Source organism: Bradyrhizobium sp. I71, from assembly GCF_022354745.1.
Classification (GTDB): Bacteria; Pseudomonadota; Alphaproteobacteria; order Rhizobiales; family Xanthobacteraceae; genus Bradyrhizobium; species Bradyrhizobium liaoningense.
In genome coordinates this window covers 4,661,126-4,679,974 of the sequence record NZ_CP059398.1, presented here as the reverse complement: position 1 = coordinate 4,679,974, position 18,849 = coordinate 4,661,126, and the positions used below count along the sequence as shown (strand labels likewise).

Here is an 18,849-nt window from a genome sequence, read left to right as displayed (position 1 = left end):
CTTTCCTCCTTGGGCAGTGTTAGCCTTGCTTGAAGCTCCTCCGGCTCAACTCTGCGCTTGGCCCAACTGGCAAAGCTCTTCCGCTCGCAGTCGCCTTTTTCCTGCGCGAGCCAAAAGTAGTTCAAGATTTCTGGATCGGCATCCTGCCATTTGACGGACCAATCGGTCGCTGCGGTCACTTGGCGGATGCGCTGCGACTTGCCACCAATGTAGAATTACGGTGACAGTGCACATAACTCTCAGAGCACCGGTTGAAGTTTTGTGCACTGTCACCGCAATCCCCTTGCGAAACCCATCGCACTTGTTGCGTGATAAGATCGCGTCATGACCGTGTACCGCCGCAACTTCGCTCCGGGTGGGTGTTTCTTCTTCACCGTCAATCTGGCGGAGCGGAGGCTCGCGTTGCTGACGGATCATGTCGAGGCGTTTCGCGAAACGCATCAGCGTCATCCATTCACGATCGATGCCATCGTGGTTCTGCCTGACCACCTTCACACCGTGTGGACGTTGCCGAACGGTGATGCCGATTTTGCAATGCGCTGGCAGTTGATCAAATCCGCCTTTTCGCGCGGTCTGGCGCGCAACGAGAGGATATCCCAAAGCCGTTCGGCCAAAGGTGAACGGGGCATCTGGCAACGCAGATATTGGGAGCATACCATTCGCGACGACGTCGATTTCGCGCGGCATGTCGACTATGTTCATATCAATCCGGCCAAGCACCGCCTCGTCAACCGAGTGCGTGACTGGGGGCCCTCCTCGTTTCATCGCCACGTCAGGCTCGGCAATGACCCGGCCGCTTGGGCCGGCGATCAGTCGGATGACGGCCGCGATGACGGTGAACGGGGATAGGGAGGCGATGGGTTCCGCGAGGGGCTCAACCCATTCTACGGGTTCCAGGCGCTCCGGCGGCTCTGACGGAGAACTCGTTGCAAGAAGAGAATAACATGCGCCTTGTCCCTTATCGGCCCATGATGCCGTGCCGTTTTGAACGGCGATGTGCTAGGTTTCCTGCAAGCATCGAGGACTGGGGACCACATTGAGTGATTCAGGAAAATGGGTCAGCCAAGGTCAGGAACGCCTGGCCGACTTCATTCGCCACAACCAACCTGCAATCATCAAGGAATGGACAGACTTCGCGCGGACCCGTTCGCCGGCCAGCGACGGGATGTCGAAGCTTGCTCTCGAAGACCATATTGCCGACATTCTCAAGTTCATCGCCGAGGACCTGGAGTCGCCGCAAACCGCGCGCGAGCGAGTGGACAAGTCGCACGGTTTGACCGTCGAAGACGGACCCTTTAGCCAAAGCGCGGCGGAAATTCATTCCGCACTTCGCCTCGCCGATGGTTTCGACATCGACCAGATGGTTTCGGAATATCGGGCACTACGTGCAAGCGTCGTGAAGCAATGGGTGGCCAAGCAGGAAAGCCTTGCCAGCACAGATGTTGAGGACCTTACGCGGTTCAACGAAGCAATCGACCAGGCCGTGACGGAGTCGGTGGCGCATTACACCAAGACCATCAACAACTCGCGGAACCTGTTCCTCGGAGTCCTTGGGCACGACCTGCGTAACCCCATAGGCGCTGCTTCCATGGCCGCGCGGTGGATGGCACGATCGGGAACATCTGATCCGAAGCAGGCAAAAGTGGTGGCTGAGATGGTCCTGACGACGGACAGGGCCACGCGCATCCTTGATGACCTGCTGGATCTCACACGCTCGTCTTTCGGCACTGGTATCCCCGTCGAAAAAGCCAAAATGGACATGGCGAGGCTCTGTCACCAAATCGCTGATGAGTTGCGGGGCATCAACGCAGGCCAGATTATCGAAGTCACCCATCAAGGTGACCCGACGGGCCTTTGGGACGCGGCACGAATGGGACAGGTGCTCTCCAACCTGATGGGCAACGCGATTCAATACAGCGAGGCATCGGGTGCGGTCACCGTCGCGATATCCGGACTAGACCCCGAGGGGGTCGTCGTGACCGTGCATAACTTCGGCCCCCCAATTCCTCCCGAGAACCAGAAGATCATTTTTCAGTCTTGGATGCGCGGCCAGGAGGTTAAGGTCTCCGCCGAGCATGGGACACACCTCGGGCTGGGGCTCTACATTGCGAGACTGATCGTCGAAGCCCATGGCGGCGAGATCGATGTCACTTCGGACCAGAAGTCCGGCACGACATTCACGCTTCGGCTTCCGCGCTCGTGATCCTTTGGTCCGCGCATCGTTAACTCGTTGAGCGCTCTTTTCCATCGAGAATGCTTCGGGGTTTGTCGCGTTGTCAGAATGCGGGCGCAGCCTGCAGCCGCCGAGCTCGACCCCAGTCGATTGCGTTGAATGGACCCGAGCCCGTTGCATGGGTTGAGCCCTGGCGAAACCGATCACTCGAAGCGTCCTGGCCGCCGGGGCGCCCTCCGCGATTCGTCGTCACTTACAATCGGATGACGGCCGCGATTACGGTGAACGGGATAGAGAGGCGATGGGTTTCGCAAGGGCTCAACCCATTATACGAGCTGCAACGACGGAGGTGCATTCCCTTTCCCGCGTGCGGGAGAGGGCTGGGGAGAGGGTGTTTCCGCAATGGGAGAGCCACCTAGAGGAGAAAGCCCTCACCCGCGCCTTGCGCGACCTCTCCCGCACGCGGGAGAGGTTGCACCGAGCCCGCAGCAAAGGGGTCTACCGCTTCACCCTTTTTGTTTCTCTTCTGCACTTTTTCCGTCCGAGCTTTTGGCGCGCTCTTCGAAACGATCAGGCCCCTTCGCTAGATCGTGTCCCATCTTGCTCTCGTTTTTCGCTTCATCCCTCGAAGTCGCTTCACGCAAGCCTTCAGCGGCCTGTTCACCCGCCTTTGATGATTTTCGTTCGTCATCCATTGGTGGCTCCTTCCTCATAAAGACGCCTCCCAGGAAGCTCGCTGGTCTATCCCGGATTGGACGTATCAACGTTCCAATCAGATCGCCTGGACATTGTTCCCGGTCCCGTTGAGGCTCCGAGTCCGAACCGCGGCACATACCAGCCGAACAGGCAAGGCCGACATCGACGCGCTAAGCACGCTTCGACGCGCCCAACAGCGCTCGAAATGTCTGCCTTGGTTCAAGGCAATTACGGTGACAGTGCACAAAATTCCAAAGTCTGAGCACTAATTGCTCCCGACTAGTGCACTGGACTGCGCCGTCACCGTAACCTGATGCCGCCGGGCAGCGCGTCGAAGGCGGCCATGATCTTCGGACGCAGCGGCTGGTGGATGATGCCATCGAGCTCGGCCAGGCGCTTGCCGGCGATCGACTTTTCGCCGTGCGAGCAATCGGCTACACGGGAATTGCATTTTCCCCCGTGTGCTCGCGAAGCGCTGATCCAACAAGGCCTAGGGATGACTGAAAAGCCGCAGCCGGGCGCTCCCGCCCTCGAAAAAGGGCTGGACCTTCTGGAGGCGCTGGCAGGCGCCTCACGCGGCCTGAGCCAGAAGCAGCTCGCCGAACGCGTCGGGCGCTCCGTCAGCGAGATCTTCCGGATGCTGGTGGCGCTGGAGCGCCGCGGCTATGTCGCGCGCGACCCGGCGACCGGCGAATACACCTTGACGCTGAAGCTGTTCCGGATCGCCTCGCAATTCCCGCCGACCGAGCGGCTGCTGAAGGCGGCGCTGCCGGTCATGGAGCAGCTGGCCTCGCGCGTGCAATTGTCCTGTCACCTGACGGTGCTGCACGGCGAGCAGTTCATGGTGATTGCCCGGATCGAGCCGGAATGGCTGATGGGCTGGTCGGTCAAGGTCGGCGCGGTGTTTCCGCTCACCCAGCAATACGCATCGGCGAAGGTGCTGGCGGCCTTCCAGCTCGAGGGCCGGCGCGAAGAGCTTGCGCAGGTCATCGCGACAAATGATCGGATCAGCACCAGGAAGGCGCTTGCGGCGCTCGACCGCATTTCGGCGGAGGGGGGAAACTTCTCCAATGACGACGGCTATACGCGCATCCTCGCCTATAGCTGTCCGATCATCGAAGCTTCCGGCCGTGCTGTGGCCGCGATGACCGTTCCGCTGGTGAGGCAGGATCAAATCCCCGCAACGGAGGCCAGCACCATTGCCGCCGAGCTGCGCAGCGCGGCCAGGATCGTCTCCGAGAAGATCGGCGGCGTTTCCTGACGTATGTTGGGATCAGGCTCCATTGCTGCAACGACGGAGGTGCACGCCCTCCTCCCTCTTGCGGACAAGGGCTGGAGAGAGGGTGGATCCTCAAAGAAACAATATTCAATAGGTTAAGTCCCCCTGCCCCGCCGCAAGCGGGAGAGGTGAACGATCCGCAGCAATCCCTTCCAGCCGAAGCCAACCCGCTAGGACGTGTGCTCATAAGCGGCTCGGCGCCTGAGGTCCACTCAGCCCCAACGGTGGCGGAGAAGCAGCAGCCTTCCAAGGTCGCACAAGGGCCAAACGCAGACGTCGCCAGTAGTCGCGACAGTTAACGCCATTCGATTCCGTATGCATCAATGGGCTGCTGAAAGCCTTTGAGATGGTAGGCACCCAAGCTTGACACTTGCACGCGATCTCGGATGCAATCCTGTACAGCCTTTGACACCAGAATGGCATCGGGGTCGGCCAACTGACACAAACGAGCGGCCAGTTGAACGGTCGCACCGAAAAGGTCGTTGCTGTCAGCAATCGGCTCGCCGACATCGATGCCAATTCGCACCTGAAGCTTCTCCTTGCTTGCCAGATTGAAGGCTTCAAATGCGCGCTGGATGGCGCGGGCGCATTGCACGGAGGCAGAGGCGGCGGCAAAGGACGCCATGATACCATCGCCGGTGTGCTTCACCACATGCCCGCCCTCGTCCTTCAAGGCCCGGCGCACCAGCGCGTCATGAGCCCGAACCATCTCCACTGAACGGGCGTCGCCAAGACGCTCCGTCATGCTGGTAGAGCCAACGATGTCGGTGAACATGATAGCTCGCAGCGCCGAATCGAATTTGACATCGTCCGCCGCGCCGTTAGGGACCGGGTCGGACACCCTCCCCAGAAACGCCTGGACCGCCGAGAGGTCCACTTCGATGACATCTTTCGCTACGTCGCCGTGAGCTTCGTCATGAACCCTCATCGCCGTTCGGATATCCGGTGCGTCAATGAGACAGAAGCCCGTCCCGCGCGATTCATCAAACCAGTACGTTAGAAAGCGAACGCCGTATCGATCTTGCACTTCCAAATCTTTGCGATGCGCCTCGGCGATATCGGCGGCAGTCAGCCCCGACAGATCGTGTCGATCGAGGAAAATTGGCATCGGCAGCACCCTATCCAATTCTTCGAAATATGGCCTGAAGTCTGCACCAAGCTTGAAGTTCCCGAAAGGGCCAATCCCTGCGTCCTGATGTCGGCTACGGGGCCAACAGGCGACATTGTAGCCGCCGCAATGCCTAGACTTGGCGATTCCAGGAGAAAGCCTTCGAGGGCGTCCCTGTGATATTATGATCCGATGCAGCTTATTTTCATCTATGGGCAAGTCGCCTCGGGAAAACTGACTATCGCGCGCCATCTTGCCTCCCGGACAGGGATTGCGCTGTTTCACAATCACCTCGTCGTCGACGCAGTTGGCGCGGTATTTCCGTTTGGCACGGAGGCATTCTCGCGTTTACGTGAGCAGTTCTGGATGGCCGTGTTCGAGGAAGCTGCCAAGCAGAAGCGATCGTTGATATTCACATTCGCCCCCGAGCCAACGGTGGCTGAAGACTTTCCGGTCCGGGTACAAGAAATAGTGGAGCGGAATGGCGGCGAGGTCATCTTCGTAGCACTTCACTTGGAACAGGCCGAGCAAGAGCGACGCCTGGTTGATGAGGATCGTGCCGCCTTCGGCAAGATGCGGGATCTGTCGCTACTGCGCGCACTCCGCTCGCAGTTCGACGCCTGCATGGTATCGATGCCTCAGCCCGCACTCACCCTCGATGTAGGTAATCTGAAGCCGTCTGAGAGTGCCGAGGCTATCTCAAGCCTGATCTCGGCAAAGCCTGAGCGAGAGACATTGTTTCAATGAGTACACGCCTTACGCCAGCGTCATCCCGCCGTCCACGACCCACGCGGCACCGTTCACGTGCGCAGCCTCGTCGGAGGCGAGAAACGCAACGACGTTCGCGACATCCCGCGGCCGCCCATGCGCGGTCGCAACGTTTCGGCGCAACGCAATGGCGCTGTCACGCGCCTGGCCTTCCAGTTCCCGGATCATGCGCGACTCGACCGGTCCGGGCAGAACGGCGTTGACCCTGATCCTCGTCCCCGCGACATCGAGCGCCGCCGTGCGTGTCAGCCCGAGCACGGCGTGCTTGGAGGCGACATAGCCGGCGAGCCCTGCACGCCCCCGGATCGCAGAGGTCGATGCGGTGTTGATGATTGCGCCCGTCCCACGCTGCATCATCCTTGCGATCACGTGCTTGAGGCCGAGAAAAACGCCCCTCACGTTCACCTGCAGCAATTGATCGAATGTTTCGTCCGGGTATTCGTGAAGAGGCGCGACGACGCCCTCGATGCCTGCATTGTTGGCAAAGATGCCGATCGGCCCCAGGCGCGTTTCGGCCGCCTCGACGAAGGCGATCGTATCCTGCGCGAGCGAGACATCCGCACGGACGGCGAGCGCCCTTGCCCCGCCCTCCTCGACCAGCTGCGCAGTGGCACGTGCAGCCGCTTCGTCGCGATCGACGATCGCGACCGCATCGCTCATCCGCGCCAGCCTCAGCGCAATGGCGCGTCCGATATCGCCCCCGCCGCCGGTGACGAGCGCGACGCGCGGCCGGTCACTCTCGGTCACGACTTCAGGAACTCGCAGCCGCCATCTGCCAGAGGCCGCCACGCCTCGGACGGCGCAATGGTCTTGACCAGCTTGTAATAGTCCCAGGGATATTTGGAATCTCCGGGGGTCTTCACCTCGAACAGATACATGTTGTGCAGCTTGCGACCGTCGGCGCGCACGCTGCCCTTGCCGAACAGCGGATCATCGGTCGGCAGCTTCTTCATCTGTTCGACGACCGCCTTGCCGTCGCTGGAGGCGCCGAGCGCATCGACGGCCTTGAGGTAGTGCAGCGTCGTGGCATAGGCGCCCGCATGCAGCGCGGTCGGATAGCGGCCGCCATTGCGCGGCGCGAAGCGCCTGGTCCAGGCGCGGGTATCGTCGTTCAGGTCCCAGTAGAAGGATTCGGTGAACTGCAGGCCCTGCGCGATCTTGAGGCCGAGCGAGTGGACGTCGCTGAGATACAGCACCGTCGCAACGACGCGCTGACCACCTTGCGGAATGCCGAATTCGACCGCCTGCTTGATGGAGTTGATGGTGTCGCCGCCGGCATTGATCAACGCGATGATCTCCGCCTTCGAAGACTGGGCCTGCAACAGGAAGGAGGAGAAGTCCTGCGTGTTGATCGGCGTGCGCACACCGCCGAGAACCTTGCCGCCGAATTTCTGCACGACGTTCTTGATGTCGCCTTCCATGGCATGGCCGAAGGCGTAGTCGGCAGTGAGCAGGAACCAGCTCTTGCCACCGCTCTCGACGACAGCGCGCGCGACACCCGACGAGAGCGCGTAGGTATCGTAGGTCCAGTGCACGAGATTGGGCGAACAGGACTTGCCGGTCAGGTCCGACGAAGAGGCGCCGGAGACCAGCAGAGTCTTGTTGTTCTGCTGCACGACGTTGCGGACCGCGAGTGCGACGGCCGAATTCGGCGCATCGACGATCACGTCGACACTCTGCCGATCGATCCACTCGCGCGCGATGTTGGCGCCGAGATCGGCCTTGTTCATGTGGTCGCCGCTGATGATCTCGATCGGCCGGGTCATCCTGGGAGCCGAGGCCTGGAAATCCTCGACCGCCATTTTTGCCGCCAGCAGCGAGCCCGGGCCGGTGACATCGGCATAGAGGCTGGACATGTCCGTCAACACGCCGATGCGGAGCGGCTTTGCCTCCTGCGCCCGCGCACCGAGTCCCGTCATGCCCAAAGCAAATCCGCCGGCGCCGGCCAGCAGCCGGCGGCGGCTCACCCGAAATCGTCCTTCCATGTCGAATCCCTCCTTTGCCTCGTGCGTGTTTCTTCCCGGTATTCGCCGCCCGCACGTACATCGCGCGCAGGCTGATCTTGTCGTCAGGGAATGAGCCGCTCGATGAGCCGCCGGTCCTCGACCTCGAATCCGCCGCCATAGACCTCCGACACCATGAAATGCGCGCCGAGGATTTCCGGCTCGAGCTCGGCAATCGGATCGTACTCGCTGGCGTGCAGCGTCATCGCGGCACGGCCCGGCACGGGCTTGGAGTATTTCAACGGCGTGCGGCGATAGGCGATGTCCGCATAGGCGATGCCGAGGCGCTCAGGATGCGGCAAACGACGCACATGGATTTCGCCGGCCGGCAGCTCGTCGCCATCAACGATGCGGACGACGGGTGCGGATGCATCCGGTGTGAAGGCGAAATCGGCGAGTGGAATTCCGCGGCGCCGGACCCACCCGGTGATCGAGCCGTCCGGATGCTCGTCGAAGGCGTAATGGGCGTCCTTCTTGGTGTAGCCGAACACTTCGCGTCCGGCGCAGATCCCCATGGGATCGCTGCAATACATGAAGATATGCGTCTCGGTGAACAGCCCCTTGTACCGGACAGGCACGGAGATCATCAGGTCGAACATCTCGCCCGTGTGCACGGCCAGGGAGTGGCCGGGCGAACGCATGAAGCGGAAGGCGACGCGATCGCCGGCGATCTCGAACGGCGTGTCGGCCAGCAGTGCCGAGACTTTGCCCGGCGCGACACGGGTCATGATCTCGACGGTCCGCAAGGTGCAGCCCCACTCCACCGGGTAGGCCGGGGAATAGGGCGGATTGACCCCGCTATCCGGCTTGAGCCGGTACTGCGCAAACATGCGCCGACGGGGATCGTTGGGATCGGCCACGGTCATCGGGTCCGCCTCCTCCTCTTAATTCATATATGATTTTTAACTTTCATATATGAAATAAAGCGCGAGTCAAGCAGCCCTCCGCGGGCGCGGTTCCACGGCTCGCCGAATCGATTGGCGCTGGCTTGCGAAAATCCTTAACGTCGGGCTCGACCCCAACATGCCGAATCGTTCGCCGATGCCGCCCGCGGAACCACTGCTCAACGCCCCCGAATTCACCGTTTCCGAGCTCTCGCAGTCCCTGAAGCGGACGGTCGAGGATGCCTTTGGCCATGTCCGGGTCCGCGGCGAGATCTCGGGCTTTCGCGGGGCCCATTCCTCCGGCCACTGCTATTTCGCGCTCAAGGACGAGAGCGCGAAGATCGAGGCGGTGATCTGGAAGGGCGTGCACGGCCGCATGCGCTTCAAGCCCCAGGAGGGGCTCGAGGTGATCGCCACCGGCAAGCTCACGACCTATCCGGGCTCCTCGAAATACCAGATCGTGATCGAGGCGCTGGAGCCCGCCGGCATCGGCGCGCTGATGGCGCTGATGGAGGAGCGCAAGAAGAAGCTCGCGGCCGAAGGGCTGTTCGACGAGGCGCGCAAGCAACTGCTGCCTTGGCTGCCGGAGGTGATCGGCGTCGTGACCTCGCCGACCGGCGCCGTGATCCGCGACATCCTGCACCGGCTGGAGGACCGCTTCCCCCGCCGCGTGCTGGTGTGGCCGGTCAAGGTGCAGGGCGACGGCTCGGCCGAGCAGGTCGCGGCCGCGATCCGCGGCTTCAACGCGATCCCTGCGGGCGGCAGGATTCCGCGGCCCGACGTGCTGATCGTCGCACGCGGCGGCGGCTCGCTGGAGGATCTCTGGTCCTTCAACGAGGAGATCGTGGTGCGCGCGGCGGCAGAAAGCATGATCCCGCTGATCTCCGCGGTCGGGCACGAGACCGACATCACGCTGATCGATTTCGTCGCCGACAAGCGCGCGCCGACCCCGACGGCGGCGGCCGAGATGGCGGTGCCGGTGCGCGGCGAATTGTTCGTCGAGGTCGCCGATCTCGGCCGCCGCACCCGCGCCTATTGGCAGCGCGCCCAGGAGAGCCGCCGCAGCGAGCTGCGCGCCGCCGCGCGCGCGCTGCCGGCGGCCGGCGATCTGCTCGCGATCCCGCGGCAGCGGCTGGATTCGGCAGGCAGCGCCCTGCCCCGCTGCCTCAAGGCCAACACGCATGCGCATTTCCGCCGGTTCACCGCCGCCAGCTCAAAGCTGACGCTGCGGGTGCTGCACGGCCAGATATCGCAGGCCGATCACCGGCTCACCGTGTGCGGCGAGCGGCTCGGCCTCTCCGCGCGCTCGCTGCTGCGGCAACGGCGCGACCGCTTTGCCGGACTTGAAGTGCGCCTGCGCGCCTCGAGACTTTCGAATGCGCAGGCGCAGCGCAACGCGATTGCGCGCCAGCGCGAGCGCACGCATCGTCTCGCCGAACGCGCGCAACGCGCGCTTGCGACGCTGCTGCACCGGCTCGACACCCGGGTCGAGAACAGCGGCAAGCTGCTTTCCGCGCTGTCCTATCGCAGCGTGCTCGCGCGCGGCTTTGCGCTGGTGCGCGACGAGGCCGGTCACCCCCTGCATGCGGCGGACGCGATCGGCCCCGGCGCACGCGTCGAGATCGAATTCGCCGATGGCCGCGTCGGCGCGACGGCGGATGCGGATCGCCCGGCGCCCGCGCCAAGGCGCACGGCAGCGCAAGCCAAGCCGGCCACGCAGGACGCCAAGCCCGCTCCGAAACGCATGGCCAAGCCGGTGGATCAGGGCAGCTTGTTCTAAAGGCGCGAGGACGGCGCTCCACCCTCGCTGTCATTCCCCGCCTTGTGCGCAAATGCGCACTGGAGCGGGGAATCCAGTACGCCGCGGCTTCTCAGTGAATCACAGCCATCTCGGCGTACTGGATCGCCCGGTCCCGGCTCCGCCAAGGCTACGCCGGGGCTCTAAGGGTGCTCGGCCGCCGAAGCTTTAGCGAAGGCGGCAAGCCGTGCGATGACAGCGAACGGGTCGGACAATCACTCCACATCCTCGTCATTGCGAGGAGCTCTTGCGACGAAGCAATCCAGTATCTTTCCGCGGAGGGACTCTGGATTGCTTCGCTGCGCTCGCAATGACGACGTCGATGCAGCGCGTCTTACCGGCAGGACAGTCCCGCGTCGATCGTGGTCCAGAAGCCGCAATGTTCCGGCGCCAGCATTGGCGCGCCGGCGCGGGCTTCGAACAGGAAGATCGCCACGGTGAAGACGATCAGGGCGGAGGCGAAGAGGACGATGCGGTTGCGCATGTGAGACCCGTTTAACCGCCATCGTGGTCGAATGATGGCACGGTCACAGCCGAAACCGGCGCAGCATGGGGCCGTAGATTCCCGGTCGGCCATACTCCCTGCAGGGCGGTGGTCGATGCGGGGCTGCCCGCCTACGTTGTTCCTCGGGCGGCCCCGCTTGGGGATTTGTAGCCCGCATGAGCGAAGCGGTATGCGGGGACAGTCTTCCCGGATGTCGCTTCGTTCATCCGGGCTACTGGAGCTTCATCACCGCTCACCGCGCCAGCCACCGCGCGACGTCGTTCTGCGATTCCGCACGCGCCTCGGCGTCCATGCCGAAATGGCCGCGCTCGGGCGCGCCGGCCTCGCTGCTGCCGGCAGCTGCGTGCAGCGGCATGTTGGCGCGGTCGAAATCGTGATCGGCGCCGGGATAGACCACGATGCGCGCCAGCGCGCTGCGGCCGCGCGCGCCGTCCACCATCTGGCGGCAGGCCGGCGGCGACGACACGTCGTCGTCGGCGCCGATCAGCACCAGCGTCGGTACCCGCGTGCTCCACCCCAAACCCGCCGAGATCCGGCAATCCGGATAGAACGCGATCGCGGCGCGGAAATCCGGACCGAGATCGCGCGCTGCGCTCTGCGGGCGCACGGCCCAGAGCAGCGCGCTCGCGCCGTTGGCCCAGCCGATCAGGCTGACGCGGTCGTGCGCCACCCAGGCCTGCTTCATCAGCCAGGCGCGTGAGGCCGCGATATCGGCGACCCGCTCGCGCCGCGCCTTGAGATGCATCTCCCTGACGCGGCATTGCGGCCCGAGCTCGCGCGAGCCGTAGCTGTCAGGCAGCAGCACGGCATTGCCCGCCTTGAGCAGGCGCTCGGCCCAGTCTCGATAGCGCGGCAACACGGGATCGGAATGGCCGCCGAGGCCGCCGCAGCCATGCAGCGCGATCACGGTCGGAAACGGGCCTGCGCCCTCGGGCTTGTAGAGCTGCGCATGGAGGACCCCGGACGCGAGCGGAATGTCGACCGCCTGCGGCGCCGGTGCGGCATGCGCGGCCGATACCAGCAGCGCCAGGAACAGGGCGGTCAGTCGAAAGCGCATCGGAGCCTGCCGGAGAAGATGGCGGAACCAGCGATCCTTCGCTCGGGGCCTTATCACGCAGAAACGGCGGTAAAACATCACGAACCGGTGGGTTTGACGGGCGGACAAGCCACCCTATCTATGCTACATCCAAGCCAACACATCGTGCCCCCCAGGGTTTTCTGGGAGGGGCCTTCCACGGAGACTTTCGACCGTGCTGAACAAGTTCGGCCCCTCGGGCCATGGCGAAGCGCAGGTGCAGTATCTCGACGGCGATTTCCGCGTGATCTCGCCGGGGACCTTCGTGCGCTGCGCGATCACCGACACGCGGATCCCGCTCGACGAGTTGAAGTACTGGAGCGTGGATCTGCAGGAGGCCTACGCCACACCCGTCGCGGTGCTGCAGCGGCATTTCCCCGGCGCGCTCAAGCCGCAGCCGTAAGGCCCGTGGCGCGCGGCTATCGCTGCTCCGTGCCATCCGACGAGCCTGCGCAGGTCTTGATGAAATCCTTCCGGGCCTCTGCGACGATTTTCTGATCGATCGCCTGTTTCAGACAATCGACCCGCGCCTGCGCCATGCAGAGCTGCAGCTGGTCGCGCCTGTCCTGTCCCTTCAGGCTTTGCGTCGTAGCCAGGCACGTGACCCGCTTGGTGGCAGGAACCGGCACCGTGCTGGGAGCAGCGGACGGCGTCGTTTGCGCAGCAAACGCAGGCGCAATGATCAGACACACAAGGCTGGCGGCGACAGTCGCGGACGGCAATTTCATCGCATTCTCCCGATCGTCCGAACCGATAGAAGTTTTGCGATGAATGCCGCCTGAATGACCTGCAGGACCGAGAAGACGCAGACGCAGCGGCGCACGTGGTGCAGCTTGTGGCGAAGCACGGGGATGAGTGCTTCGCGTCCCGACGATGTTCGCGTGCCTGATCCGGCGGTCTCGCAGCCGTGATCTCCGTGCCGCTCCGAGTTGCATCGAACAGTTGCGTGCACTCCGCGGCGAGTCATTTCGCGCTGTGGTTGGATTCTTCGTTGCCGTTCGGCGCCCTTGAGTTGTTTGACGAAGTCTTGGCGAAACAGATCGCTGCTAAAGTGCATGTTAGGTAATCAGCGCTGTTCCTTTTCGCACAGACGATCAGATCAATTAAACAGCCATCGAGCTTCGGAATTTGCACAGTCTGTGAACGGGCTCATACCGAAGAGCCATCTGACAGGCTACGATCATGGCGAAAATTCGCGGTGGAATATCTGTAGATTGAAAGTCAAACGATGGGGGTGATCATGCCCGCCATACTGGACCTGCTCTATCGTGAATATTGCCGCGCCCGTCTCGCCGAGATGCGCAAGCAGCTTCTGATCGCAGCTGAACGCTCTGAAACTCGCGAAGCGGATCATCATCCTGCGAAGCAGGACGACGATGAGAGAACGGACGCACGCCGCAAGACCGGTCAGGACATGCCGAACTGAAGCGGCCGCAAGACCGGCGATCACTCCCGCGTAGCAGTGACCAAGCAATTGGCAACAGTTTGGGAGACAGCAATGAATACACCCGAATGCTACACTGTCATCGTGGCCTGCATGTCGTGCGTGACCATCGTCGCATTAATGGCCGTCGGGGCGTGGTGAGCAGGCTCCCTCGCCTCGTTGCAGACATGGTTCTGGCTTCGACATGAGCACAGCCGCCGCGTCGTTCGGCTGCGGCGGCTGCGCGTCAGATCCGGATATCAGCTTCCAGGCGGGGTATACGAAGAACGCAGCTTCGCCGCGTTCTGACGGACCTGCTTGATCTCGTCCTGCGTGAACAACCGGACCAGTTTCACGTCCTGCAGGGTGCCCGCCGTGACGGTCAGGCCGGAAATGGCCGGAGCCGCACTGGGATCAGGCACATCGAAAATGACCAGGACGCCAGGGCCGTCGGCCGCAACGCTGTACATTGAAATCAGCTTTCCACCGGCCGCTTCAATGAGCTTCCTGGCGGCCTCCTGGCGATTGGTTGCCGGGTTTTCCAAGATGGCGTTGAGAGCGCGTGGTGTGTATTGGCCGGTGAGGCAAAAATGCATGGCATGTTCTCCTCTGCTTTTGGCAATGACTCTCCCTGCCGCTCCGAACTGGTCGTTGCGGCCGTCGCATCTGAAATAATAAGATCGCGCCCGCCGTGGGCATAAACGCCGTCTATGATTGCCGGGAGTTCGGCACGTCCTGGTGACGGCTCTCGTGAAAGGCTACATCAACGGCCAAGAGCGCGGAAGAGAATTCGTCACCCGCGACACGTCGCTGCATGAGCTATGGCAGAGACGCTTGCCTAGTGCACGAGATCACCGCGCGCTGAACCGCCGCTCGCGCGCCCTGTAGAGATGATCGCTGATCAATTGCCTCAGCTTTGCCGGCTCGTCGAACTCGAGCTCAACGGCGAATGGCACGATGCCGTCGGGCACGTCCGCGCGGCCGCGCAGGCGTGCAAGGTCTTTCTCTGTCGTCACCAGCGTGAGCTGCTCGCGCCGCGCGTCCGCTGCGAGCGCTGCGATCTCGTCCTGCGAAAACGCGTGGTGGTCGGCGAAGGCGCGCGTGCGCGCGACCGCGATGCCGCTGGCGTGCAGAGTGCGAAAGAAGCGCTCGGGGTCGCCGATGCCGGCGAACGCGAAGACCCGCTTGCCGGTCAGCTGCGCGAGCGAGGCCGCAACCGGCTTCAGGCGTGCGCGCAGCTCCGGCTTGTCGCGCTTGGCAAGCTCGGCCGCGACATCGTTGGCGGCACGGCCATCGCCGATCAGCACCAGCGCGTCGGTGCGCGCGAGCTGCGCCTGCAGCGGCGCGCGCAGGGGGCCCGCGGGAAACACCTGGCCGTTGCCGAGGCCGCGCTCGCTGTCGATCACGATCAGCGACGCGTCCTTCAGAAGGCGCGGGTTCTGGAAACCGTCATCCATCACGATCACGGTGGCGCCCTGCGATTTCGCCAGTGCGACGCCGTCGAGCCGGTCGCGCGCGACTGCGACCGGGACGTCGCGTGCCATCATCAGGGGCTCGTCGCCGACGTCGGCCGCGGTATGACGGGCGCGGTCGACCATCACCGGGCCCTTCATGTGCCCGCCATAGCCGCGGCTGAGCACGACCGGCGTCTCGCCGAGCTCGCGAAGCAGCTTCGTCAGCGCCAGCACGGTCGGCGTCTTGCCGGCGCCGCCGACATGGTAGTTGCCGACGCAGATCACGGGAATGCCGGCGTCCACGCCGTCGCGCTGCATGCGCCATGCGGTGACGGCGCCGTAGAGCGCACCCAGCGGAAAGAGGACATGCGATAGCGGGGAATGTGGCCGGTACCAGAAGGCCGGCTCACGCATTCGCGGCCCCCATCTCGATGCGCAACTGCAGCAGATACGGCTCGAGCGCGGTCATGGTACGATCGAGCGCACCGCCGAGCTGCTCGACCACGCCTGAACCTGCGCGTTGCATCTTGTCGCGCACCATCGGCTCGGCCAGGAGCAGGCCGAGTTGCTTGACCAGCGCCTCCTGCGTATCGGCCTGGCGCGCCCCGCCGCTGCCGTCGAGCGCTTCATAGACGTCGGCGAAGTTGAAGACGTGCGGACCGTGGACGATCGCCGCGCCGAGCTTGATCGCCTCGATCGGATTCTGGCCGCCATGGTGGATCAGCGATCCGCCCATGAACACGATCGGCGAGAGACGATAGAACAGGCCGAGCTCACCCATGGTGTCGGCAACATAAACGTCGGTCGTGGCCGTCGGCAGCTCCTCGCGCGAGCGCAAGCCGGGCTTCAGGCCGGAGGACGTGACCAGGCCCGCGATTGCGGAGCCGCGATCCGGGTGCCGCGGCACGATCACGGTGAGAAGCTGCGGGAAGAAACCGGAGAGGCTGCGATGCGCCGCGATCAGCATCTCGTCCTCGCCCGGATGGGTCGAGGCCGCCACGATGATCGGACGCCCGCGCGTCATCGCCATCAGCCGTTCGAGCTTTGCGGCATCGGCCGGCGGCGCCGGCACGTCCAGCTTCAGATTGCCCGTGGTGACGACGTCGCGGCCACCGAGCGCGGAAAAGCGCTCGGCATCAGTCTTCGACTGCGCAAGACAAATGTCGAACCGCGACAGCAGCGCCGAGATGGTGCCGTGCATGCGCCGCCAGCGCGGGAAGGAACGCGGCGACATCCGCCCGTTGATCAGCACCATCGGCACCCGGCGCGCCGCGCCGGCGAGGATCAGGTTCGGCCACAGGTCGGATTCGATGAACAGCGCCAGCGACGGCTTCCAGTGATCAAGGAAGCGCGCGACATAGCGCGGAGAGTCGTACGGTACGTACTGATGAATGACGTCAGGCGGAAAGCGCTTTGCCACCACCGCCGCCGAGGTGACGGTGCCCGAGGTGAGCAGGATGCGCAGATTGAGATCGCGCAGGCGCCCGATCAGCGCCGCCGCGGCCAGCACTTCGCCGACGCTGGCGCCGTGGATCCAGACCAGCGGGCCATGCGGCCGCACGTCGCGGGACAGCCCCCGCCGCTCGCCGACGCGGGCGGGATCCTCCTTACCCTGCTTCAGCCGCCGCTTGATCAGTGCAGGCGCAAGCGGCACCAGGCCGGAGGCCAGGCGCCGATACATCCGCAGCGTGATCGGCAGCGCAATGGGCAGCGACTTAGGCATCTTCCGGTCCCGGACGGCCGAGTTGGGCGTAGGCGCGGCGGGTCGCTTCGTTCAACGTGTCTTCCAGCTCCTGCCGTAATGCTTCCATCGTGGCGGCATCGGCATCCGCAGGAACGTGGATTTCCTTGATGCCGACCAGTGCGCCGCGCCCGAACGGCAAATTGATGGTGGTGCGGTCCCAGTTCTTGAGCCGGACGAAGCGGCTGGTCGCCATCGCGAAAGGCATGATCGGCCGCCCCGATTCCCGTGCCAGCATGATGATGCCGAGCCCCGCCACGCGCGAGCGCTTGGGGACATCGGCGGTCAATGCGACATTACAACCGGCCTGGAGCGTCCGCACCATTTCCTTGAAGGCGCCCACACCTCCCTTGCGATGGAACGCCCCGCCATGGTCGCCGGAGCCGCGGATGGTGCCGATGCTGAGCCGTTCGGCCGCGATCGCATTGAACTCGCCATCGCGGTGCCGGGAGATCAGGACCTTGGCCCGATAGGAGGCCTTGTCCTGATTCTTGATGAAGGGCGTGAGGAAATGCTGGCCGTGCCAGAACGCGAAGATGGCGGGGAGCTGCGGCTCGACGCGTTCATAGACGTCCGGGGGATCGAACGTGAATTTGTTGGTCCGCCAGACCAGACGCAGATATTCGGCCGCCAGGACCCCGACGGCACGCTGAAACCAGCTGCTTCGCAGCGTATTGCGAAGCAGTCTTTTCAACGCGCCGGTTCTTGATTCGGGTCGAGCAGCCGGTGGAGATGGACGATGAAATAGCGCATCTGTGCGTTGTCGACCGTGCTCTGCGCCTTGGCCCGCCAGGCGGCGTGGGCGGCGGCATAGTTCGGATAGAGGCCGACGATGTCGACGTCATCCAGATTCTTGAAGATGTTGTGCTCGAGATCGACGAGCTCGCCGCCGATGACGAGGTGGAGCAGTTGTTGCGGGGCACTATCTGGCATGAGTTCTGTTCCTAACGGGCTGCCCGGCAAAGCAGTGTCCGACAAGCACGACGAAGCGCTTCAGGCCAAGGGACGGTTGCGAAAATGCGCGACAATGCCCGCATGACGATCGCGTCCCGCTGCCACCAGCACTCCGTGCGCCACTTCCCGGCGGTTATAGAGGATGGGTTCTCCGGAGAGGTCGCTCATCCTACCATCCGCTTCCTGCACGATCAAATCGGCCGCCGCAAGGTCCCAATCATGGCTGTTGCCCCCCGCAAAAGCCGCATCCAGCGCGCCATGGGCCACCCGGCACAGCCGCAGCGCCAGCGAGCCGATTCGCCGATGCAGCTTGATCTCGCCGAGAGACGGCTTCAGCCGCTCGACCAGGGGCTTCGGGCCGGCGACGCGGGCGAAGTCGAGCTCGGATCCGGACGTCGCCCGCACCGGCTTGTCATTGAGCGTCGTGCCCTGGCCACGCACCGCGAAGAAGAACTCGTCGCTCGCTGGTGCAAACACCGCGGCGAGAACGGGCGAGGCGTCCTCCACCAGCGCCACGCTGACGCACCACTCGTCATGACCGCCCAGATAATTGCGCGTGCCGTCGATGGGATCGACGATCCATGTCAGCCGCCGCGACAGCCGTGCCGCATCGTCGGCGCTTTCCTCCGACAGCCAGCCATAGTCGGGTGTCGCAGCGCGCAGACGCGCTTCGAGGAGATCGTTGACGGCGATGTCGGCCTCCGACACCGGGGAGGACGCGCCCTTGGTCCACTTCCTCAGCTCGGTGCGAAACATCGACTGCGCGAGCGCGCCCGCTTCTCGCACCGTGTCCTTCAGCAGCGCCGCGTCGCGGGCCAGGATGGTTTCGTCGAGAACAGGCGTCATCGGGTCAACCGGGCCGCATGCGAGGACCACCTCTCCCCATCGGGGAGAGGTCGATTTGCGCAGCAAATCGGGTGAGGGGGCGCAGGTCCCACGAGAGAGAGTAACCCCTCACCCGGATCGCATCTTGCGATGCGATCCGACC

21 protein-coding genes and 1 pseudogene are annotated in these 18,849 nt (G+C 63.8%); 7 read left to right on the top strand and 15 right to left on the bottom strand.

Features of this window, described 5'->3' with window-relative positions:
• The first annotated feature begins 324 nt into the window (after positions 1-324).
• Together FJV43_RS22570 and FJV43_RS22565 are read left to right on the top strand one after the other, a co-directional pair.
• Complete coding sequence (locus FJV43_RS22570) at positions 325-849, top strand: transposase (RefSeq protein ID WP_239621122.1); 525 nt, start codon at positions 325-327, stop codon at positions 847-849.
• Positions 850-1,036: 187 nt separating this feature from the next.
• A complete protein-coding gene (locus FJV43_RS22565) occupies positions 1,037-2,203 on the top strand; it encodes a sensor histidine kinase (protein ID WP_239621121.1) in 1,167 nt (388 codons plus the stop codon).
• A gap of 476 nt (positions 2,204-2,679) precedes the next feature.
• Here FJV43_RS22565 and FJV43_RS22560 read toward each other — a convergent pair whose 3' ends face one another.
• Together FJV43_RS22560 and FJV43_RS22555 are read right to left on the bottom strand one after the other, a co-directional pair.
• Positions 2,680-2,868 (bottom strand): hypothetical protein, encoded by a 189-nt coding sequence (locus tag FJV43_RS22560; protein ID WP_239621119.1) that lies wholly within the window; start codon positions 2,866-2,868, stop codon positions 2,680-2,682.
• A 322-nt stretch (positions 2,869-3,190) separates the two neighbouring features.
• Positions 3,191-3,262: pseudogene (locus FJV43_RS22555) on the bottom strand (transcriptional regulator); the annotation flags it as partial.
• A gap of 103 nt (positions 3,263-3,365) precedes the next feature.
• Between FJV43_RS22555 and FJV43_RS22550 the strand changes: the two are divergent.
• The gene (locus FJV43_RS22550) at positions 3,366-4,130 is read left to right on the top strand and encodes an IclR family transcriptional regulator (protein ID WP_239621117.1); all 765 of its coding nucleotides are present in this window, start codon (positions 3,366-3,368) and stop codon (positions 4,128-4,130) included.
• Between the two features lie 313 nt (positions 4,131-4,443).
• On the opposite strand, the gene FJV43_RS22545 is transcribed toward FJV43_RS22550, so the two are convergent.
• A complete protein-coding gene (locus FJV43_RS22545) occupies positions 4,444-5,256 on the bottom strand; it encodes a nickel-binding protein (RefSeq protein ID WP_239621110.1) in 813 nt (270 codons plus the stop codon).
• Between the two features lie 192 nt (positions 5,257-5,448).
• On the opposite strand from FJV43_RS22545, the gene FJV43_RS22540 reads away from it, so the two are divergent.
• Positions 5,449-6,003 carry an AAA family ATPase gene (locus FJV43_RS22540; RefSeq protein WP_239621108.1) on the top strand — a complete coding sequence of 185 codons (555 nt, stop codon included), beginning with the start codon at positions 5,449-5,451 and terminating at the stop codon, positions 6,001-6,003.
• 9 nt (positions 6,004-6,012) lie between these two features.
• On the opposite strand, the gene FJV43_RS22535 is transcribed toward FJV43_RS22540, so the two are convergent.
• The 3 genes from FJV43_RS22535 to FJV43_RS22525 form a co-directional block, all read right to left on the bottom strand.
• On the bottom strand, positions 6,013-6,771 hold the full coding sequence (locus tag FJV43_RS22535) for an SDR family NAD(P)-dependent oxidoreductase (protein ID WP_239621106.1): 759 nt from the start codon (positions 6,769-6,771) through the stop codon (positions 6,013-6,015).
• The gene (locus tag FJV43_RS22530; protein ID WP_239629553.1) at positions 6,768-7,943 is read right to left on the bottom strand and encodes an ABC transporter substrate-binding protein; all 1,176 of its coding nucleotides are present in this window, start codon (positions 7,941-7,943) and stop codon (positions 6,768-6,770) included. The genes FJV43_RS22535 and FJV43_RS22530 overlap by 4 nt, the downstream gene beginning before the upstream one ends.
• Positions 7,944-8,092: 149 nt before the next feature.
• The gene (locus FJV43_RS22525) at positions 8,093-8,893 is read right to left on the bottom strand and encodes an acetoacetate decarboxylase family protein (RefSeq protein ID WP_239621105.1); all 801 of its coding nucleotides are present in this window, start codon (positions 8,891-8,893) and stop codon (positions 8,093-8,095) included.
• A gap of 175 nt (positions 8,894-9,068) precedes the next feature.
• On the opposite strand from FJV43_RS22525, the gene xseA reads away from it, so the two are divergent.
• Positions 9,069-10,691: an exodeoxyribonuclease VII large subunit gene (xseA, locus tag FJV43_RS22520; protein ID WP_239629551.1), complete on the top strand. Its 1,623-nt coding sequence runs from the start codon at positions 9,069-9,071 to the stop codon at positions 10,689-10,691.
• 352 nt (positions 10,692-11,043) lie between these two features.
• Here xseA and FJV43_RS22515 read toward each other — a convergent pair whose 3' ends face one another.
• Together FJV43_RS22515 and FJV43_RS22510 are read right to left on the bottom strand one after the other, a co-directional pair.
• Positions 11,044-11,193, bottom strand: a complete 150-nt coding sequence (locus FJV43_RS22515; protein ID WP_162832052.1) for a hypothetical protein — start codon at positions 11,191-11,193, stop codon at positions 11,044-11,046.
• A gap of 253 nt (positions 11,194-11,446) precedes the next feature.
• On the bottom strand, positions 11,447-12,271 hold the full coding sequence (locus FJV43_RS22510; RefSeq protein ID WP_239621104.1) for a dienelactone hydrolase family protein: 825 nt from the start codon (positions 12,269-12,271) through the stop codon (positions 11,447-11,449).
• 193 nt (positions 12,272-12,464) lie between these two features.
• On the opposite strand from FJV43_RS22510, the gene FJV43_RS22505 reads away from it, so the two are divergent.
• Positions 12,465-12,692 carry a DUF2093 domain-containing protein gene (locus FJV43_RS22505; protein WP_028181257.1) on the top strand — a complete coding sequence of 76 codons (228 nt, stop codon included), beginning with the start codon at positions 12,465-12,467 and terminating at the stop codon, positions 12,690-12,692.
• Positions 12,693-12,708: 16 nt separating this feature from the next.
• Here the strand turns inward: FJV43_RS22505 and FJV43_RS22500 are convergent, their stop codons facing one another.
• Positions 12,709-13,017, bottom strand: a complete 309-nt coding sequence (locus FJV43_RS22500; RefSeq protein ID WP_239621102.1) for a hypothetical protein — start codon at positions 13,015-13,017, stop codon at positions 12,709-12,711.
• A 500-nt stretch (positions 13,018-13,517) separates the two neighbouring features.
• Between FJV43_RS22500 and FJV43_RS22495 the strand changes: the two genes are divergently transcribed.
• Complete coding sequence (locus FJV43_RS22495; RefSeq protein WP_239621101.1) at positions 13,518-13,715, top strand: hypothetical protein; 198 nt, start codon at positions 13,518-13,520, stop codon at positions 13,713-13,715.
• Between the two features lie 257 nt (positions 13,716-13,972).
• On the opposite strand, the gene FJV43_RS22490 is transcribed toward FJV43_RS22495, so the two are convergent.
• The 6 genes from FJV43_RS22490 to FJV43_RS22465 all read right to left on the bottom strand — a co-directional run bounded on the left by FJV43_RS22490 (position 13,973) and on the right by FJV43_RS22465 (position 18,707).
• On the bottom strand, positions 13,973-14,308 hold the full coding sequence (locus tag FJV43_RS22490; RefSeq protein WP_028181254.1) for a GYD domain-containing protein: 336 nt from the start codon (positions 14,306-14,308) through the stop codon (positions 13,973-13,975).
• Positions 14,309-14,563: 255 nt separating this feature from the next.
• Positions 14,564-15,580, bottom strand: coding sequence for a tetraacyldisaccharide 4'-kinase (gene lpxK / locus FJV43_RS22485; RefSeq protein WP_239621099.1), 1,017 nt, complete (start codon positions 15,578-15,580; stop codon positions 14,564-14,566).
• Positions 15,573-16,889 carry a 3-deoxy-D-manno-octulosonic acid transferase gene (locus tag FJV43_RS22480; RefSeq protein WP_239621098.1) on the bottom strand — a complete coding sequence of 439 codons (1,317 nt, stop codon included), beginning with the start codon at positions 16,887-16,889 and terminating at the stop codon, positions 15,573-15,575. Before FJV43_RS22480 ends, lpxK begins: the two co-directional genes overlap by 8 nt.
• On the bottom strand, positions 16,882-17,601 hold the full coding sequence (locus FJV43_RS22475) for a lysophospholipid acyltransferase family protein (RefSeq protein WP_239621096.1): 720 nt from the start codon (positions 17,599-17,601) through the stop codon (positions 16,882-16,884). Before FJV43_RS22475 ends, FJV43_RS22480 begins: the two co-directional genes overlap by 8 nt.
• Positions 17,598-17,840, bottom strand: coding sequence for a DUF4170 domain-containing protein (locus FJV43_RS22470; protein ID WP_028179575.1), 243 nt, complete (start codon positions 17,838-17,840; stop codon positions 17,598-17,600). Before FJV43_RS22470 ends, FJV43_RS22475 begins: the two co-directional genes overlap by 4 nt.
• Before the next feature lie 60 nt (positions 17,841-17,900).
• Positions 17,901-18,707, bottom strand: a complete 807-nt coding sequence (locus FJV43_RS22465) for a 3'(2'),5'-bisphosphate nucleotidase CysQ (RefSeq protein WP_131869148.1) — start codon at positions 18,705-18,707, stop codon at positions 17,901-17,903.
• Positions 18,708-18,849 lie beyond the last annotated feature (142 nt).

Bases quoted from the DNA above. Each gene is read 5' to 3' on its own strand.
- FJV43_RS22570 (WP_239621122.1), top strand. From the start codon at position 325: ATGACCGTGTACCGCCGCAACTTCGCTCCGGGTGGGTGTTTCTTCTTC.
- FJV43_RS22560 (WP_239621119.1), bottom strand. From the start codon at position 2,868: ATGGATGACGAACGAAAATCATCAAAGGCGGGTGAACAGGCCGCTGAA.
- FJV43_RS22550 (WP_239621117.1), top strand. From the start codon at position 3,366: ATGACTGAAAAGCCGCAGCCGGGCGCTCCCGCCCTCGAAAAAGGGCTG.
- FJV43_RS22545 (WP_239621110.1), bottom strand. From the start codon at position 5,256: ATGCCAATTTTCCTCGATCGACACGATCTGTCGGGGCTGACTGCCGCC.
- FJV43_RS22540 (WP_239621108.1), top strand. From the start codon at position 5,449: ATGCAGCTTATTTTCATCTATGGGCAAGTCGCCTCGGGAAAACTGACT.
- FJV43_RS22530 (WP_239629553.1), bottom strand. From the start codon at position 7,943: ATGACGGGACTCGGTGCGCGGGCGCAGGAGGCAAAGCCGCTCCGCATC.
- FJV43_RS22525 (WP_239621105.1), bottom strand. From the start codon at position 8,893: ATGACCGTGGCCGATCCCAACGATCCCCGTCGGCGCATGTTTGCGCAG.
- xseA (WP_239629551.1), top strand. From the start codon at position 9,069: ATGCCGCCCGCGGAACCACTGCTCAACGCCCCCGAATTCACCGTTTCC.
- FJV43_RS22515 (WP_162832052.1), bottom strand. From the start codon at position 11,193: ATGCGCAACCGCATCGTCCTCTTCGCCTCCGCCCTGATCGTCTTCACC.
- FJV43_RS22510 (WP_239621104.1), bottom strand. From the start codon at position 12,271: ATGCGCTTTCGACTGACCGCCCTGTTCCTGGCGCTGCTGGTATCGGCC.
- FJV43_RS22500 (WP_239621102.1), bottom strand. From the start codon at position 13,017: ATGAAATTGCCGTCCGCGACTGTCGCCGCCAGCCTTGTGTGTCTGATC.
- FJV43_RS22495 (WP_239621101.1), top strand. From the start codon at position 13,518: ATGGGGGTGATCATGCCCGCCATACTGGACCTGCTCTATCGTGAATAT.
- FJV43_RS22490 (WP_028181254.1), bottom strand. From the start codon at position 14,308: ATGCATTTTTGCCTCACCGGCCAATACACACCACGCGCTCTCAACGCC.
- lpxK (WP_239621099.1), bottom strand. From the start codon at position 15,580: ATGCGTGAGCCGGCCTTCTGGTACCGGCCACATTCCCCGCTATCGCAT.
- FJV43_RS22480 (WP_239621098.1), bottom strand. From the start codon at position 16,889: ATGCCTAAGTCGCTGCCCATTGCGCTGCCGATCACGCTGCGGATGTAT.
- FJV43_RS22470 (WP_028179575.1), bottom strand. From the start codon at position 17,840: ATGCCAGATAGTGCCCCGCAACAACTGCTCCACCTCGTCATCGGCGGC.
- FJV43_RS22465 (WP_131869148.1), bottom strand. From the start codon at position 18,707: ATGACGCCTGTTCTCGACGAAACCATCCTGGCCCGCGACGCGGCGCTG.